Annotated in this window: 19 protein-coding genes; 5 read left to right on the forward strand and 14 right to left on the reverse strand. The window is 38.9% G+C overall.

Annotated elements, in window-relative coordinates; translation table 11 throughout:
• Window positions 1-9 precede the first annotated feature (9 nt).
• Window positions 10-2,301, forward strand: a complete 2,292-nt coding sequence (locus C8P64_RS12565) for a TonB-dependent receptor (RefSeq protein WP_245889702.1) — start codon at window positions 10-12, stop codon at window positions 2,299-2,301.
• 92 nt (window positions 2,302-2,393) lie between these two features.
• Here C8P64_RS12565 and coaD read toward each other — a convergent pair whose 3' ends face one another.
• Complete coding sequence (gene coaD, locus C8P64_RS12570) at window positions 2,394-2,849, reverse strand: pantetheine-phosphate adenylyltransferase (RefSeq protein WP_108172434.1); 456 nt, start codon at window positions 2,847-2,849, stop codon at window positions 2,394-2,396.
• Between the two features lie 51 nt (window positions 2,850-2,900).
• Window positions 2,901-3,878, reverse strand: coding sequence for a D-alanine--D-alanine ligase (locus C8P64_RS12575; protein ID WP_108172435.1), 978 nt, complete (start codon window positions 3,876-3,878; stop codon window positions 2,901-2,903).
• A 101-nt stretch (window positions 3,879-3,979) separates the two neighbouring features.
• Here C8P64_RS12575 and C8P64_RS12580 point away from each other — a divergent pair, with 101 nt between their 5' ends.
• From C8P64_RS12580 to C8P64_RS12595, 4 genes are all read left to right on the forward strand, one after another.
• Window positions 3,980-4,606 carry a PASTA domain-containing protein gene (locus C8P64_RS12580; RefSeq protein WP_108172436.1) on the forward strand — a complete coding sequence of 209 codons (627 nt, stop codon included), beginning with the start codon at window positions 3,980-3,982 and terminating at the stop codon, window positions 4,604-4,606.
• Window positions 4,596-5,654, forward strand: coding sequence for an RluA family pseudouridine synthase (locus C8P64_RS12585; RefSeq protein WP_108172437.1), 1,059 nt, complete (start codon window positions 4,596-4,598; stop codon window positions 5,652-5,654). Before C8P64_RS12580 ends, C8P64_RS12585 begins: the two co-directional genes overlap by 11 nt.
• Before the next feature lie 98 nt (window positions 5,655-5,752).
• Window positions 5,753-6,514, forward strand: coding sequence for a peroxide stress protein YaaA (gene yaaA / locus C8P64_RS12590; RefSeq protein WP_108172438.1), 762 nt, complete (start codon window positions 5,753-5,755; stop codon window positions 6,512-6,514).
• Between the two features lie 98 nt (window positions 6,515-6,612).
• A complete protein-coding gene (locus C8P64_RS12595) occupies window positions 6,613-7,278 on the forward strand; it encodes a uracil-DNA glycosylase family protein (protein ID WP_108172439.1) in 666 nt (221 codons plus the stop codon).
• A gap of 1 nt (window position 7,279) precedes the next feature.
• Here C8P64_RS12595 and C8P64_RS12600 read toward each other — a convergent pair whose 3' ends face one another.
• From C8P64_RS12600 to C8P64_RS12650, 12 genes are all read right to left on the reverse strand, one after another.
• Window positions 7,280-7,414: a 30S ribosomal protein THX gene (locus C8P64_RS12600; protein WP_089666642.1), complete on the reverse strand. Its 135-nt coding sequence runs from the start codon at window positions 7,412-7,414 to the stop codon at window positions 7,280-7,282.
• A gap of 3 nt (window positions 7,415-7,417) precedes the next feature.
• Window positions 7,418-7,573 (reverse strand): hypothetical protein, encoded by a 156-nt coding sequence (locus C8P64_RS16545; protein WP_170106662.1) that lies wholly within the window; start codon window positions 7,571-7,573, stop codon window positions 7,418-7,420.
• 71 nt (window positions 7,574-7,644) lie between these two features.
• Entirely contained in the window at window positions 7,645-8,415 is a 771-nt protein-coding gene (trpA, locus tag C8P64_RS12605; RefSeq protein ID WP_108172440.1) for a tryptophan synthase subunit alpha, read from the reverse strand.
• 84 nt (window positions 8,416-8,499) lie between these two features.
• Window positions 8,500-9,681 carry a tryptophan synthase subunit beta gene (trpB, locus tag C8P64_RS12610; RefSeq protein ID WP_108172441.1) on the reverse strand — a complete coding sequence of 394 codons (1,182 nt, stop codon included), beginning with the start codon at window positions 9,679-9,681 and terminating at the stop codon, window positions 8,500-8,502.
• Between the two features lies 1 nt (window position 9,682).
• Complete coding sequence (locus tag C8P64_RS12615; protein WP_108172442.1) at window positions 9,683-10,396, reverse strand: phosphoribosylanthranilate isomerase; 714 nt, start codon at window positions 10,394-10,396, stop codon at window positions 9,683-9,685.
• Window positions 10,397-11,185 carry an indole-3-glycerol phosphate synthase TrpC gene (gene trpC, locus C8P64_RS12620; RefSeq protein WP_108172443.1) on the reverse strand — a complete coding sequence of 263 codons (789 nt, stop codon included), beginning with the start codon at window positions 11,183-11,185 and terminating at the stop codon, window positions 10,397-10,399.
• 5 nt (window positions 11,186-11,190) lie between these two features.
• Entirely contained in the window at window positions 11,191-12,186 is a 996-nt protein-coding gene (gene trpD, locus C8P64_RS12625) for an anthranilate phosphoribosyltransferase (RefSeq protein WP_108172444.1), read from the reverse strand.
• Between the two features lie 3 nt (window positions 12,187-12,189).
• Window positions 12,190-12,807, reverse strand: a complete 618-nt coding sequence (locus C8P64_RS12630; RefSeq protein WP_108172957.1) for an anthranilate synthase component II — start codon at window positions 12,805-12,807, stop codon at window positions 12,190-12,192.
• 10 nt (window positions 12,808-12,817) lie between these two features.
• Entirely contained in the window at window positions 12,818-14,212 is a 1,395-nt protein-coding gene (locus C8P64_RS12635) for an anthranilate synthase component I family protein (RefSeq protein WP_108172445.1), read from the reverse strand.
• Window positions 14,213-14,435: 223 nt separating this feature from the next.
• A complete protein-coding gene (locus C8P64_RS12640; protein WP_108172446.1) occupies window positions 14,436-15,005 on the reverse strand; it encodes a YceI family protein in 570 nt (189 codons plus the stop codon).
• Between the two features lie 19 nt (window positions 15,006-15,024).
• A complete protein-coding gene (locus tag C8P64_RS12645; protein WP_108172447.1) occupies window positions 15,025-15,678 on the reverse strand; it encodes an NAD(P)H-dependent oxidoreductase in 654 nt (217 codons plus the stop codon).
• On the reverse strand, window positions 15,662-16,078 hold the full coding sequence (locus C8P64_RS12650; RefSeq protein ID WP_423738318.1) for a MarR family winged helix-turn-helix transcriptional regulator: 417 nt from the start codon (window positions 16,076-16,078) through the stop codon (window positions 15,662-15,664). The genes C8P64_RS12645 and C8P64_RS12650 overlap by 17 nt, the downstream gene beginning before the upstream one ends.
• Window positions 16,079-16,244: the final 166 nt, after the last annotated feature.

A 16,244-nucleotide genomic window follows, 5' to 3' on the forward strand; every position in this document is an offset into this window, starting at 1 on the left:
GCTCAGATTTTGAAAAGATCACTAATTCTACTTCTTATTATAAATATTGTTGGAACCTTCTCTTATGCCCAGGAATTCGAAGGGAACGTCTTAGATGAAAAATCGGGAAAACCGCTTGAGAATGTTAAAGTAACAGACCTGAATTCAGGAAAAACCAGTTTCACCAATGAAGATGGAAAGTTTGAATTCGGTGAGGTGAAATTTCCGCTTGAACTTGAATTTAAAAGAATAGGTTACCTGTTTTTAATTAAGAGCTTTCAGGAAAATGAACAACCAAGCGATATTTTTCTTCAGAGGGAAATTTCCCAGCTTTCTGAAGTAATAGTAAGAAGTTCTAATATTCCCCAGGAAATCAGAAAAATTCCTGCATCTGTAAGTCTTATTTCAGAAAATGACCTGAAACGGACAGATAATTTCAACCTGGTTCAAAACTTTAATTATGTTCCCGGAGTTTTTGTAAGCCAGGGAGCACTGAATACCAACAAGATCAATATTCGAGGGATAGGTTCCCGGGCTCAATATAGCACCAATCGTATTAAAGCATATATAAACGGAATTCCGTTGACTACTGCCGAGGGAGAACTTACTCTGGATGATTTTGATCCAGAATATTTAGACAGGATAGAGATCATTAAGGGTCCTGTTTCCTCAGCCTTTGGTGCCGGTCTTGGTGGAGCCATAAACCTTTACACAAAAAATCGAACCAGGGATCAAAGATCGGTCGTAGCAGATTTCAGTTATGGCAGTTTTAATACCCGGAAGACCAGGGCTAATATTAATTATGTGAAAGACAGCCTTGATCTTTCCTTTAATTATAACCAGGTGAAAAGCGATGGATATAGGGAAAATGGAGAATATGACAGGATTTCGATGCTGGGTTCTGCAAATCTGCTGAATAAAAAAGGTAACTCCTGGTCATTCTTCTTCTCTTATACGAATTTGAAGGCCTATATCCCAAGCTCCTTAAATGAAGATGATTTTCTGAATGATTCTGAAAAAGCGGCATTTACCTGGTATCAGGCTGCGGGTTATGAATCTTACACCAAGAATATTCTGGGTATTTCTTATGAGCATAATTTTTCTGAAAGTTTTAAAAATCAAACTTCCTTATTCTATAATTCCAGAGATGGTTATGAGCCAAGGCCTTTTGATATTCTGGATGATGATAGAAAGTCTTTCGGAGCCAGGACCAGGTTCAATTATAAAACGGCGATTTTCAGCCGTGCCTCTGAAATAAGTTTTGGAGCTGAAACCATGTTCGAAAATTATGAAACTGGAACCTATGAAAATCTCTATGAAGAAGCAGAGGAGAGAAGAAGCATATTGGGTGATCGCTTGAGTCTAAATGAACAGGATAGAAATTACCTCAATTTGTTCGCGCAATTAAATATTGAGATCACGTCAAAATTATCTGCCGAGGCTGGGCTTAATTTTAATACCACTGCTTATAATCTGAATGATAAATTCAATTCTGTAGAAACTAACCAATCCGGGGATTATAGATTTGAACCGGTTCTTTCCCCCAGATTAGGGTTAAGCTATGAAGCTTTTGAAGGGAAAAACTTCTACGCTTCGGCCAGTCATGGATTTTCCACACCAACCGTTGCCGAGACTTTAACTCCGGAAGGACTAATTAATACCGATCTTAAAACCGAAACTGGATGGAATTACGAAATTGGTTTTAAAGGGAACTGGCTAAATAATAGGCTTTATACAGAACTGAACTTTTATTCTATCCAGATAAGGAATTTACTGGTGGCAAGAAGGGTAGGACAGGATCAATATGTAGGTGTAAATGCAGGAAAGGCAGATCATAACGGAATAGAATTTACCAGTGCCTATGAAACAATTTTATCTGGTAATCTTGTAATGAGGTTTTTTCTGAATAGCAGTTTCAACTTTTTCGAGTTTGACAGGTTTGTGGACCTGGGTGAGAATTATTCCGGAAATACGATTCCCGGGGTGCCTGAATATATGATCTCTCCTGGAACCGAGTTCAGCTATAAAAATCTTAGTGCAAATATCAATTTCCAGGCTTTCGGGGAAATGGCTCTGAATGATGCGAATTCGGGATACACAGATCCTTACCAACTATTAAATCTGAAACTTGATTATTACTGGAATTTAAGTCGGAAACTTGATCTCAATTTTAATTTCGGGATCAATAATATTCTGGATGAGAAGTATGCTTCCAGTATCGTGACCAACGCTATTGGTTTTGGAGGTTCGGCCCCACGATATTATTATCCGGGAAATCCAAGAAATTTCTTTGGAGGTTTAAGGCTGAATTTTAATTTGTAATGTCATCCAGAGCGTAACGCAGTAGAGCGAAGGATCTTTAATATGTTGAAGTCAAGATGAGATTCCTCACTACGTTCGGAATGACAGTTAGATTATTTTTTCCTTACCACATCTGGCACCATGAACTCATAATTTCCGCCGTGATGCATTACATCTCTAACCACCGTAGAGGAAATATGCGCCTTTCCCGAACTTGAGATCAGAAATACGCTCTCGATACCAGACATTTTATAATTGGTTTGGCCAATGGCCTTTTCAAATTCCAGATCCTGTCCGTTTCTTAAACCGCGAAGAATAAATCCTGCATCCTGAGATTTACAAAAATCCACCGTAAGTCCTTTATAGGTCTCAACTTTCACTTTAGGTTCATTCTTATAGGTTTCTTTCAAAAAATGAAGCCGGTCTTCCAGGGTAAACATATACTTCTTGCTGGAATTTGTACCAATAGCCAGAATGATCTCGTCGAATAAAGGAAGGGCACGGTCTATAATATCTGTATGTCCCAAAGTAAGTGGATCGAAAGATCCGGGAAAAACTGCTTTTTTCATCAGGCGGTTTTTGATCGGTTATGAATTTAAAAGATAATCAGAAAATATTATTTATCGCTTAAGAGCTGCTTCGATGGTACTTCCAAATAAGTCCTTCAGGCTTATTCCGGCTTTTTCTGCCTGCTGAGGTAAGATACTCGCTGCGCTGATTCCGGGATTCGTATTCATTTCAATGAAATGAGGTTCTCCTTCGTGGAAGATGAACTCAGACCTGGATAATCCTTTCATTTTAAGTTTCTGATAGATCATAACTGCGATATCCTGAACTTTTTTGGTATCCTCTTCAGAAATTCGAGCCGGGGTGATCTCCTGTGATTTTCCGAGGTATTTAGCTTCGTAATCGAAGAATTCACCGTCAGGAATAATCTCGGTTACCGGAAGAGCGATGACTTCTCCCTTATAGGTAATTACACCAACAGAGACTTCAGTTCCGTCCAGGAAAGATTCAATGATCGCTTCATCATCTTCAGAAAAGGCGGTTTTTGCCGCGGGAATAATTTCCTCTTCGGTCTTTACCTTAGTGACTCCAAAACTGCTGCCAGCTCGATTCGCTTTGATAAAGCAAGGAAGACCAACTTTATTCACGATCTCTTTGGTATCGATTTCCTCCCCTTTATTCAGAAAATAATTTGTGGCAGCCTTTATTCCGTAGGGTCTTAGCACGCTAATAAGATCCCTTTTGTTGAAAGTAAGGGCAGACTGATAATAATCACAGCTGGTCTGCGGAATCCCTATCAATTCTAAATATGCCTGTAAAAGGCCATTTTCTCCGGGAGTCCCATGAATCGTATTAAAAACACAATCAAACTGAATTACTTTATCATGGATCTTAACCGTAAAATTGCTTTTATTGATCGGGTAAGGAGTGTCGTCATCTGCCACTACGAACCATTCGCCTTTAAGAATATGAACGCGATATGGCTCATATTTTTCGCGGTCAAGGTGTTTATAAACAATATTTCCGCTGTTGATGGAAATGTGATATTCACTGGAATATCCGCCCATGGCGATGGCAATTTTTTTCTTCATATTCAATATATCCGGTTAGAAGTCGTTAAACAAAAATATCACTTAAAAGGGCAGTCACCAAAACCAAAGGGTTTTATATCTTTGCGCATTATCTAAAAACTATGGGATTATTTCGATTTATATTTAGCAAGACCTTTTTAATTCAATTGGTATTGGCAGGAATCATATTGGTAATTATAGGATTCTTCACCATGCAATGGCTGGATTATTCTACCAACCAGGACCAAAGAATAGAGGTTCCAGACCTTGCTAAAATGAATCTTGATGTCGTTGAAGACAGGCTGGAAGAACTGGACCTTGCTTATGAGATACTGGATTCGGCTAATTTTAATCCTGATTTTCCTAGATATTCTGTAATAGACCAGGTACCTGCTCCAGGTAAATTTGTGAAGGAAGACCGAAAGATCTACCTAACCTTGAACCCTTCAGGATATAGAAAAATTGAAGTTCCTAATAACCTTATTAGAAAGACCAGGAGACAGGTAGAACCAACTTTAAGATCTCTTGGATTTGAAATTGGTGAGATCACCTATAAGCCAGATATCGCTGAGGATGCCGTTTTAGAACTAAGACATAAAGGAAGCCTGGTAAAACCGGGAGATAAATTGATGAAAACTTCTAAGATTGACCTGGTTCTGGGAGACGGCAGTACAGGAAGATATAGAAATAGTGATGCAGATACTCTGGAAACAGAGACCGAAACCGAAAGCGAAGTAGATGAATTCTAATAAAGACCAGAGGGAAGAGATCGAGGATCAGGATGAGGATGAAAGTCTTTATGAGCATCATAAATTTGTAGCTGAAGTAGGGCAGAAGCCTTTAAGAGTGGATAAGTATTTGATGAATTTCATCGAAAATGCCACGCGTAATAAAATTCAGAAAGCTGCTAAAAGCGGAAATATCTATGTAAATGGAGAGATCGTTAAGCAGAATTATAAAGTGAAGGGTGGTGACACCGTTCAGGTGATGTTCGAGCATCCTCCTTATGAATATTTACTGGTTCCCGAAGATATTCCGTTAGACATAGTTTATGAAGATGATACTTTGCTAGTGGTAAATAAGCCTGCCGGCATGGTGGTACATCCCGGTCATGGTAACTATAGCGGAACCCTTATCAACGCCTTGGTGCATCATTTTGATAACCTGCCGAATAATAGCAGTGACCGTCCCGGACTTGTTCATAGGATCGATAAAGATACCAGCGGACTTCTTGTGGTTGCTAAGACAGAAGAGGCCATGGCGCATCTTTCCAAGCAATTTTTCGATAAGACCAGTGAGCGTGAATATGTAGCGATCGCCTGGGGAAATATTGCGGAAGAAGAAGGAACCATTGAAGGTAATATTGGTAGAAATCCTAAGAACAGGCTTCAGAACATAGTTTATTATGGTGACGATGCCGATAATGGAAAGCCGGCGGTTACCCATTATAAAGTGATCGAACGTCTGGGTTATGTAACCCTTGTTTCCTGTAAACTGGAAACAGGTAGAACTCACCAGATTCGTGTGCATATGAAGCATATCGGGCACACCCTTTTTAATGATGAGCGTTATGGCGGTGACAAGATCCTGAAGGGGACAACTTTCACCAAGTACAAACAGTTCGTAGACAATTGCTTTAAGATACTTCCAAGACAGGCGCTGCATGCCAAAACTCTGGGCTTTGAGCATCCAAAAACAGGGGAGTGGATGAGCTTTGATACAGATCTGCCTCAAGATATGGTAGATTGTATTGAAAAATGGCGGGGATATGCCAAAAATCAGCTGGAAGACCTTTAGCATAAAAGGCTTCTATAGATTCATAAGAAACAAATTTCAGGTATTTTTCAGTTTTTCGACTGATAGGTTATCTTTGGTAGAAAATTAACCGAAAAGAAATGAAAATTGTTGTTTCGCCAGCGAAAACGCTGGATTATGAATCAAAATTACCAACTACACGAGGAACTCAACCCGAATTTCTGGAAACAGCTGCCAAGCTGAATCGTAAACTTGCCAGACAAAGCAAGAAGGAGATTTCAGAATTAATGAGCATCAGTGATAAGCTGGCAGATCTTAATTATTCCCGTTATCAGGAATTTGAGGAAGATCATGATAAAAAGAATTCCCGTCCTGCCATGTATGCTTTCAATGGAGATGTATACACTGGTCTGGATGCTTATACCATACCAACAGATAAGATAGATAAAGTGCAGGATACCCTAAGGATCCTCTCCGGTATGTATGGTATTTTGAGGCCTTTGGATCTTATTCAGCCTTATCGCCTGGAGATGGGAACATCTATTGGGATCGAAAGAAAGGATAACCTCTACGAAGTCTGGAAAAAGAAGGTGACAGAATATCTGAATAATGAATTAGCAGATGATGAGTTATTTCTGAACCTGGCTAGTAACGAATACTTCAAAGCTGTAGATACTAAAAAACTTAAGGTTCCGGTAATTGCTCCTGTCTTCAAGGATTTCAAGAATGGTAAATTAAAGATCATTAGTTTCTTCGCTAAGAAAGCACGTGGATCCATGGTTCGCTATATCATCGATAAAGATTGTAAAACTTTAGATGATGTAAAAGGCTTTGATTATGATGGTTATCGTTTTAGTCAGGAGCATACTGAGAAAGAAAATGAACCGACTTTTATCCGTTAGAATCTCGTCATCCTGTCCCGAAGCCTCGGGAGTTTCAGGATCTCTGAGATGCTGAAATAAATTCAGCATGACGTGAAAACCCAAAATTTACATCTGCTTTGGTCCTCTTCCATCATAAACATCCATATCCACCATTTATACCAGAAACGGCGACCAAATTAGTCGTGGGTACGCTGCCACCACCTCGATTCACCAAAAGGGAATTCAAGGAAGATGACGTTGATTTTTGCTATGGCAGCCGCGATGGGCAATTATGGATCATCCTGGACAGAATTTTCGATCTTGAACTAAAATTTGAAAATACCCAGGAAGCTATTCAGCAGCGAAAGGATTTTTTAATTGAAAGAGGGATTGGGATTTGTGATGTGGTAGAAAGCAGCAGGAGAGAAAAGATAGATGCTTCAGATATTGGAATGCAGAAGGTAGAACTACGGGATATGATCTCTATTTTGAGAAATCATCCTAAAGTTGATATTTTGCTTTTTACCGGTGGAAACTCAAAGAATGGTCCGGAATATTTTTTCAGGAAATACCTTAAAGAGTCTGAACACGATATCAGGCTAAAAGTTGTTTCGAATAAAGCTCCCAGAATTCACCAGTTCTTATTAGATGGAAGATTGATCAAAACAGTTTCGCTAATCGCGCCATCTGGAGCAGCTAATATTGCAGTTGGAAGTTCACTTCTGTATAAAGAATTAAAAAAGAAAAACCCTGAATTCAATACTATTGATTTCAGGGTTCTTCAGTATAGAGAATTTTTCTAGATCATTGCAATTCTTTCTTGTCCTGGTCTGCCAGGGTAGTCGGTTTTATTTTAAACTTTTTACGTTTAGGTCTTAACTTACCACTGGTGCCAATTGCAATTTTTCCTCTTTTGGTTTTTTTATCACCTTTTCCCATTAACTATTTTTTGTTCTGTTGATCCTTAATGGTTTTCTCGTCAAAATCCACTTCGTTGGTTTGTTTCTTTCTATCACCGAGATCACCTGTTAATGGATCGTTTTCGCTTTTTCTTCGGTCTGTTTTTCCTTTGTGCTTATCTTCAATTGGTCCTCCCATAATTATAGTTTTTAAGATTTACTCTAATATAGGCAGAAGTAGTCTTAAAAGCTGCTAAGAGCCTGTTACAATTAGGTTAAAGCTTTAACATTCTCGATGAATCCGGGAATATTTGAGACTCCATTCTTCTCAACATACTTAATAAAAGCACTACCAATGATCGCTCCCTTGGCAAATTCAGTTGCCTGATCAAAAGTTTCGCTGTCTTTTATTCCGAAGCCTACTATTTGTGGGTTTTTAAGCTGAAGATCATTTATCCTTTTAAAATAGGCCCTGGTCTCTTCTCCAAATCCGCTGGTAGAGCCTGTAACGCTCGCACTGCTCACCATATAGATAAAGCCATTGGAAATTGAATCGATGAATCTAATGCGCTTATCTGAAGTTTGAGGAGTTATAAGAAATACATTGATAAGCCCATATTTCTCGAATAATTTCTGGTACTTTTCATGATAAACATCTACAGGGAGATCGGGGATGATGAGTCCGTCGATTCCAACCGACTGGCATTTTTTACAGAAATCTTCTACGCCATATTGCAGGATTGGATTGAAATAACCCATAATGATAAGCGGAATTTCCACTTTATCTCGTATCCCGTCTAATTGCTGAAACAATTTTGTAGTAGTCATTCCATTTTTCAGGGCCTTAGTTGAACTCTCCTGAATGGTTGGTCCATCAGCCAGCGGGTCACTGAAAGGTAGTCCTATTTCAATGAAATCCACACCGCTCTTTTCAAGGTCTACGATCACCTTTTCGGTATCATTAATATTCGGAAATCCGGCTGTGAAATATATGGATAGCAGTTTATGATCTTCCTGCAGTTTTTGATTTATTCTGTTCATTTTCTCTGCTTACTTAAAAATCCGTCATTCTGAACTCGTTTCAGAATCTTTAGAGACGCTGAAACGAGTTCAGCGTGACGTCTATTATAAATTAAAATATTCAATATATGTATTAAGGTCTTTGTCCCCGCGACCAGAAAGGTTAATCACGACCACATCATCTTCTTTGAACTTTCGATCCTTAAAGATCGCCAAAGCATGAGAGGTTTCAATAGCGGGAATAATTCCTTCCAGTTTTGCCAGTTCCAGTCCGGCTTCCATGGCGGCTTCATCGGTAATACTGATGAACTCTCCTCTTCCGCTGGTAAATAGGTTCGCATGCATAGGTCCAACTCCAGGGTAATCCAATCCGGCAGAAATAGAGTAAGGCTCAGTGATCTGGCCATCTCCCGTCTGCATCAGTAAGGTTTTACTTCCGTGGATGATTCCCATTTTTCCAAGTGCTGAGGTTGCCGCGCTTTCGCCAGAATCTATTCCTTTTCCGGCAGCTTCCACCGCGATAATTCCAACTTCAGGATTATCCAGGTAATGATAATAAGCTCCAGCAGCATTAGATCCACCACCCACACAAGCAACAACGTAATCCGGGTCTTCTTTACCTTCTTTTTCTTTAAGCTGAACTTTTATTTCTTCAGAGATCACCGCCTGAAATCTGGCAACCATATCTGGATAAGGGTGCGGTCCAACTACAGAACCAATGATGTAATGGGTATCCACCGGGTTATTGATCCAGTCGCGGATAGCTTCGTTGGTGGCGTCCTTTAAGGTTCGGCTGCCAGATTTGGCCGGAACCACTTTAGCACCCAACATTTTCATTCGGGCAACGTTAGGCGCCTGCCTGTCTATATCGATCTCGCCCATATAAACGATGCATTCCATCCCCATTAGTGCGCAAACAGTGGCTGTAGCAACACCATGCTGTCCGGCTCCGGTTTCAGCAATGATTCGTTTTTTACCCAGTTTCTGCGCCATAAGGATCTGCCCGATAGTGTTGTTCACTTTATGCGCGCCCGTATGGCAAAGATCTTCACGTTTTAAATAAACCTTTGTTTCATATTTCTCACTGAATCTTTTCGCATAATAAAGAGGAGTGGGGCGACCCACATATTCTCTTAAAAGCTCTTTGAATTCTTTCTGAAAAGACTCTTCTTTCATAATGTCCAGGTAGCGCGAACGCAATTCCAGAACATTCGGATACAACATTTCGGGAATGTAGGCACCGCCAAATTCTCCATAATATCCTTTTTCATCAACCTGATAGCTCATCTTATGAATTTATCTGTTTTTTGAAATCTTTCAATTCCTTTAATTTTTTTAATCCGGGTTTCAACTCAAATTTACTGTTCACATCAACAGCGTAGAGCAGATCCGGCTTACCTTTCTGGTAAAAATAACTCTTTAGTTCGGCAATGGCCTTGCCATGTTCCGGTCCAATTCCTCCACTTAGAAAAAATGGAGTACTGGACGGGTATTCTTTTAATATCTGCCAGTTAAATTCGGTTCCATTTCCTCCCCGGAAAATACCTTTGGTATCGAAAAGAAAATAATCCACGATGCCCTCATATGGCTTAATTTCCTGAAAATTGAATTCGTCCCCAACTGAAAATACCTTGATCATTTCTGGTACATTTTCTTTACGCTGAAGCTCAGCCTTAAGATCCTTACAAAAAGCAGCAGTTTCCTCACCGTGAAGCTGTACCGCTTTTAAATTATATTTTGAAACTTTAGCGGTGATCTCTTCGATAGTAGCATTCACAAAAACTCCCGTTTTCTTTATTTCTGAAGGAATTTCAGGAAGTTCATCATTAAAATAGCGAGGGGATTTATCATAAAAAATGAAACCCATATAGTCTGGCTTAAGCTCGGCAACCTGAATCATGTTCCCGGCCTGCTGCATTCCACAAACTTTGAGACTCAGTCCCAGGCTTTGACCCGAAGCTGAAATGAAAAGACTATTCTCTTTCATACTTTTCTCTTCCATTTATACGATAGATTTTAAGGTTCTAATAAATTCTTTGGCCGATGCACCGGGATCATCAGTTTTCATGAAGTTTTCTCCTATCAAAAAGCCTTCATAACCATAGTTCTTAAGATCTGCTATGGCTTCGGTATTGCTGATTCCGCTTTCTGAAACTTTTACAAATGCGTCCGGAATTAACTTAGCCAGTTTTTTAGAATTATCAATACTAACTTCAAAGGTCTTTAAGTTTCTATTGTTCACCCCAATCATATCGGCATTCACGTTTAAAGATTTCTTCAATTCTTCTTCGTTATGAACTTCCAGCAAAACATCCATACCAATAGATTTTGCTGAATTCGCCAAATGAATCAGTTGTTCTTCAGTCAGAACCGCGGCAATTAAAAGTATGACATCGGCACCATAAGCTTTTGCTTCAAGTATCTGATATTCATCTATCATAAAATCTTTCCTTAAAATGGGAAGGTCGACCGATGCCCGGGCATATAAAAGGTCATCAAGTGAACCGCCAAAATACTTCCCGTCGGTAAGCACAGAAATTCCAGAAACATCGGCATCTTCATAGCCTTTAGCCACATCTTGAACATTCAGGCTCTGATTAATAACAGATTTAGAAGGTGACCTTCTTTTATGTTCTGCAATAATTCCGCTGCCGGTTTTTAAATTTTCAGCCAGAGAAATACATTTCCTGTCGAATAAAACCGAACTCTTCAGTTGTGAAACCGGGATAAGTGTTTTTTTTAATTCAACTTCCTTGAATTTGTCTGCAATGATCTTAACGAGAATGTTCATTTAATTCAATTTTGACTTAATTCCTGCAATTTTTTAAAACTTTCCAGTGCCTTACCAGATTCCAGTGATTCTTTAGCTGCTGCAAAACCATCCTGCGGACTCAGATTCCTGGAAGTAGCAATTGCCATTCCGGCATTGGCACATACTACGTTATTTTGGGCCTGATTTCCTTTTCCTTTTAGAATATTCATCAGAATTCCTGCAGAACTTTCTATAGATCCGCCACCGGCAATTTCAGATTGTTTCAATTCTGAAACACCAAAATCTGATGCTTTCAGGATCCTTTCAGAATTGTTGCTTATGCTTTTGGTTTCTCCGGTAAGCGAGATCTCGTCATATCCATCCAGCGCATGTAAAATAGTATAGTTCTTATCTGTATTCTGATAAAGATAAGCATACATCCTGGCTAGTTCAAGGCTAAAAACTCCTACTAGCTGGTTCTTAGGAAAAGCAGGATTTACCATAGGTCCCAACATATTGAAAAATGTCTTTACTGCGAGGCTTTTCCTAACAGGACCTACATTCTTCATAGCTGGGTGAAATAAAGGCGCGTGCAGAATACAAATATTAGATTCAGCAATACACTTTTCAAGAAATCCGGCATCATTACTGAATTTGATACCAAGAGATTCCATCACGTTAGAACTACCGCTAACTGAGGAAACACCATAGTTTCCGTGTTTGGCAACTTTAACGCCTGATCCAGCTGTTACAAATGATGAGGTGGTGGAGATATTGAAAGTATCCTTTCCGTCGCCACCGGTTCCGCATAGATCCACTGCTTCATAACCAGAAAGGTCTACTTTTATACACAACTCCAGTAAAGCATCCCTGAATCCTTCCAGCTCTTCGATCGTGATGCTCCGCATCATATAAACTGTTAGAAAAGCCGCGATCTGGGTGTCATTGTATTTATCTTCAGAAATATTAAAGATCACCTGTTTGGCCTCTTCGGTGCTTATGGTTTCATGGCTAATGAGCCTGTTTAGTAGTTCTTTCATTCTTTATATTTCGTGCTCAGGTTTTACTTCGGATTTTGCTGTTTTCTGGTTTGGTTCATATTCTACCCAATTCTGGATCATTTTTTTTCCTTCCGGGGTAAGAACAGATTCAGGATGAAACTGTACTCCACGAACATCATATTCTTTATGCCTTAAGGACATAACCTCTCCCTTTTCATCATAACTTGTCGCCTGTAAGGCAGGTGGTAAATTCTTTTCCACCACCCAGGAATGATACCGTCCTACCTGCAATTCTTTATTAAGGCCTTTGAAAATATATTCGTCATCTACAAAAAGATCTATTCTGGTGGCCACTCCGTGATAAACATCATCCAGATTTCGTAAAGTTCCTCCAAATACCTCACCAATCGCCTGCATCCCCAAACAAACCCCAAGAATACTTTTGGTGGCACTATATTTTTCGATAATAGGTTTTAGTAGACCAGCTTCGTCAGGAATCCCTGGTCCGGGTGACAATAAGACCTTATCATAATCTTCAACATCATCTATATGCAGCTGGTCATTACGCCTAACCACAACTTTACAATCCAGTTCTTCCAGGTAGTGAACCAGGTTATATACGAACGAATCGTAATTATCTATCACTAATATCTTTTTCATCTCTTTCATTCTAAATTTCTTCAGCGATTTCCAGGGCTTTAGTCAATGCCCCTAATTTATTATAGACTTCCTGTAATTCATTTTCAGGTTTTGATTCTGAAACAATTCCAGCCCCGGCCTGATAATGTAACTCATGATTCTTGCTTACAAAAGACCTGATGATAATGGCGTGGTTAAAGTTTCCTTCAAAATCCATAAAACCAATTGCTCCACCATAAGCACTCCGGTTCACGTTCTCAAATTTTTCGATCAGTTTCAGGGCCATAGGTTTTGGCGCACCACTTAAAGTTCCCGCGGGGAAAGTGTCTGCAACGATCTGAGGGGTGGGGACATTAGGATCTTTCTTTCCGGTAACCTTGCTCACCAGGTGGATCACATGGGAAAAGAATTGGATTTCCCTATAATTCTCCACTTTTACATCGCTGCCATTCCGGCTAAGATCATTCCTGGCAAGATCTACCAGCATTACATGTTCTGAATTTTCTTTTTCGTCTGCAGCCAGTTCTTTCGCAATTTCCGCATCTTTTTCGTCATTTCCAGTTCTTTTGAAGGTGCCTGCGATAGGATGAATTTCGGCTCTTCCTTTATCAACTACCAGTTGAGCTTCCGGCGAACTTCCAAAAATTTTGAAGTTTCCGTAGTCGAAATAGAACAGGTAGGGGGATGGGTTTACATTTCTCAGGGCACGATAAACATTGAATTCATCACCCTTAAATTTCTGAGAGAATCTCCTGGAAAGTACCAACTGAAAAACATCTCCTCTATGACAATGTTCTTTTGCTGCTTTTACAACAGACCTGTATTCATCATCGGTTAAATTAGAAACCGCATCTTCGTGTCTGCTGAAATTATAAGAAGCAAAATTCTTTACTTTCAATAATTGCTCGATCTCATCGATCTTACTTTCTGAAGCATAAGAGTGATCAAAAATATAAGCTTCATTTTTAAAGTGATTGATGGCGATGATATTCTGATAAACTGCGTAATAAATATCCGGGATCTTAAGATCTTTTTCCTTCCTGGTCACCTCGACATTTTCAAAATATCTTACAGAGTCATAGGCTATGTACCCAAAAAGTCCATTATTTATGAATTTAAAATCAGAAGAATCTGCCTTGAATTGTTGGGAGAATTTCTGAATTTCCTGAGGAACGGAAACCGAAGGATCAACATTCATGGTTTCTGTTTTCCCATCTGGGAATGTTGAGGTAATTACCTCATTTTCCAATTTGAAGGATGCAATGGGATTGCAGCAGATATATGAAAAACTGTTATCGCTAGCGTGATAATCACTACTTTCCAGCAATAAGCTGTTTGGATATTTATCTCTTAACTTCAGGTAGATACTAACCGGGGTAATGGTATCGGCAAGAATTTTTTTATATTTTGTATTTAATTCAAACATTGAATGTTGATTTTAAGCAATAAAAAAAGGCTTGTCGTGAGACAAGCCTTTGTAATTTCTATAATGGAAATAGCAGTTTAGCTCACGAAGTTTGACGTAAGTTATTCCACCACCAGTTATTTTTTTTCATTGTAAACATGACTTCAAATATAGAGATGAATTTTTTCAAAACAAATCTTTTTCCAAAATAAAATCCCGGAGCCGAAACTCCGGGGAATAATTATTAGAACTTAAGATTTACTGCAAGGTCAAAATTGTCATAAATAGTCTTATCTCCAAGATTATCGAAGAAACTTCCTGACCCGTATCTTACGTTATACTTTGATCTGTCTATGGTAAGATTTGTTTTTGCTGAATTACCATTCATAACAAGGTCAAAAGTGATAGGATGTGTTTCGTTTTTGATTGTTAAATCTCCTACGATACCATATTTTCCATCACCTTTGGCAGCTGCACTAGTGATTACCAATTTAGCTGTTGGATGTTTCTCAACTCCGAAGAAATCCTCAGATTTCAAGTGACCTTCCAGCTTTCCTTTGTTCTCACCGGTAAGATCTGTCACAGTGATCGTGCTCATATCCATCACGAATTCACCTCCTACGATCTTATCGTCTTCCATCATTAAATGACCGCTTTCAAGCTGGATAGTACCGTTGTGAGAACCGGTTACTTTTTCTCCAGTCCATTCCACGGTGCTGGCTTTAACGTCTACTTCCTTTTTTGTGTTTGTAAATGCAAGCGTTGTTAAAACGATTACTGCGGCTATTCCGCCTTTTAAAATTGTGTTTTTCATAATTTTCAAATTTTAGTGTTTAGATTATTTCTATTAGATCTGATTTTGATTTTCTTACTTTAGCTAAGTGCTGATAATGATCTTCTTCGCTTCTGTATCCAATTGGAGCAATCACAGCAGTGGTCAGGTTTTTTTCTCCCAGACCAAGGATCTCATCAAATTTTGCAGCGTCGAATCCTTCCATTGGGCAGGTATCGATTTTTAAACTGGCCGCGGCCGATAAAAGATTACCTAAAGCTATATAAGCTTGCTTAGCCGCCCAGGTATTCTGCAATTCAGCAGGAAGTTGGAGCGTTGTGCTTTTGATCATGTCTTCCATACCCTTTAGATCTTCACGGGACATATTTCTTGTTTCCGCAATATTATCCAGGTAGGTATCAACATATGCTTCATTCACAGATTTAAGGTTGGCAAAAATCAGGACATAAGAGGCATCTGTAATCTGAGTTTGGTTCCAGGCGGCTGCTTTCAATTGTTCTCTGATTTTTTCATCCTCAACTACCATAACCTTGTAAGGTTGTAAACCATATGAAGAAGCTGTTAGCTGAATACTTTCTAATAAAGTATTTAGATCTGCTTTACTGATCTCTTTTTCTGAATCGAATTTCTTAGTGGCATATCTCCAGTTAAGATCTTCATTGTAGGTGGTTTTAGTATTAACTTCTAAGCTCATTTAATTTGGTGTTTAGTGATAATAATTCCTTTTCATTTATTTTACTCGCAAAGTCGTTTTCGACTTTTTCGATTATCGGATCTATTTGTTCTAGTAAATTCAGGCCATTCTCAGTAATCCTTATTTCAATTTTTCTTCTATTAGAAGGGCAGATAATCCTTTCACATAGATCTTTCTCTACAAGTTTGTCTACAAGTCTGGTAGTATTACTCATTTTGGTAACCATTCTTTCCTGAATAGTAGAAAGGTTGGCCGGTTTTCCTTTCTGACCTCTAAGAATTCTAAGAACATTAAACTGCTGAGAACTAATTCCAAAAGGTTTTATCGCTTCCTGTATCTTATCACTTATGTGATTTGCGGTAACTATTAAATTTAAAGCCAGCTTTTTCGAAGGCGACATAATATCTTTTGTTTTTAGTAACTCTTCAATTTTCATTTGTATAAACAACATTTGTATGTACAAATTTAGTTGATTTGTATTCCGAGTTGTTTAATTTTTTGTTAAAATTTCTCCTCAAATTCTGTTCAATGCTTCAGAAAAAAAAATGGGCTTATATTTACCATAC

Source organism: Christiangramia gaetbulicola, assembly GCF_003054225.1.
GTDB lineage: Bacteria > Bacteroidota > Bacteroidia > Flavobacteriales > Flavobacteriaceae > Christiangramia > Christiangramia gaetbulicola.

What these genes read in the sequence shown, in the direction of transcription:
- coaD (WP_108172434.1), bottom strand. Translation starts at nt 2,849, where the DNA reads ATGAAAAAAGCAGTTTTTCCCGGATCTTTCGATCCACTTACTTTGGGA.
- C8P64_RS12575 (WP_108172435.1), bottom strand. Translation starts at nt 3,878, where the DNA reads ATGAAGAAAAAAATTGCCATCGCCATGGGCGGATATTCCAGTGAATAT.
- C8P64_RS12580 (WP_108172436.1), top strand. Translation starts at nt 3,980, where the DNA reads ATGGGATTATTTCGATTTATATTTAGCAAGACCTTTTTAATTCAATTG.
- C8P64_RS12585 (WP_108172437.1), top strand. Translation starts at nt 4,596, where the DNA reads ATGAATTCTAATAAAGACCAGAGGGAAGAGATCGAGGATCAGGATGAG.
- yaaA (WP_108172438.1), top strand. Translation starts at nt 5,753, where the DNA reads ATGAAAATTGTTGTTTCGCCAGCGAAAACGCTGGATTATGAATCAAAA.
- C8P64_RS12600 (WP_089666642.1), bottom strand. Translation starts at nt 7,414, where the DNA reads ATGGGAAAAGGTGATAAAAAAACCAAAAGAGGAAAAATTGCAATTGGC.
- C8P64_RS16545 (WP_170106662.1), bottom strand. Translation starts at nt 7,573, where the DNA reads ATGGGAGGACCAATTGAAGATAAGCACAAAGGAAAAACAGACCGAAGA.
- trpA (WP_108172440.1), bottom strand. Translation starts at nt 8,415, where the DNA reads ATGAACAGAATAAATCAAAAACTGCAGGAAGATCATAAACTGCTATCC.
- trpB (WP_108172441.1), bottom strand. Translation starts at nt 9,681, where the DNA reads ATGAGCTATCAGGTTGATGAAAAAGGATATTATGGAGAATTTGGCGGT.
- C8P64_RS12615 (WP_108172442.1), bottom strand. Translation starts at nt 10,396, where the DNA reads ATGGAAGAGAAAAGTATGAAAGAGAATAGTCTTTTCATTTCAGCTTCG.
- trpC (WP_108172443.1), bottom strand. Translation starts at nt 11,185, where the DNA reads ATGAACATTCTCGTTAAGATCATTGCAGACAAATTCAAGGAAGTTGAA.
- trpD (WP_108172444.1), bottom strand. Translation starts at nt 12,186, where the DNA reads ATGAAAGAACTACTAAACAGGCTCATTAGCCATGAAACCATAAGCACC.
- C8P64_RS12630 (WP_108172957.1), bottom strand. Translation starts at nt 12,807, where the DNA reads ATGAAAAAGATATTAGTGATAGATAATTACGATTCGTTCGTATATAAC.
- C8P64_RS12635 (WP_108172445.1), bottom strand. Translation starts at nt 14,212, where the DNA reads ATGTTTGAATTAAATACAAAATATAAAAAAATTCTTGCCGATACCATT.
- C8P64_RS12640 (WP_108172446.1), bottom strand. Translation starts at nt 15,005, where the DNA reads ATGAAAAACACAATTTTAAAAGGCGGAATAGCCGCAGTAATCGTTTTA.
- C8P64_RS12645 (WP_108172447.1), bottom strand. Translation starts at nt 15,678, where the DNA reads ATGAGCTTAGAAGTTAATACTAAAACCACCTACAATGAAGATCTTAAC.
- C8P64_RS12650 (WP_423738318.1), bottom strand. Translation starts at nt 16,078, where the DNA reads ATGTCGCCTTCGAAAAAGCTGGCTTTAAATTTAATAGTTACCGCAAAT.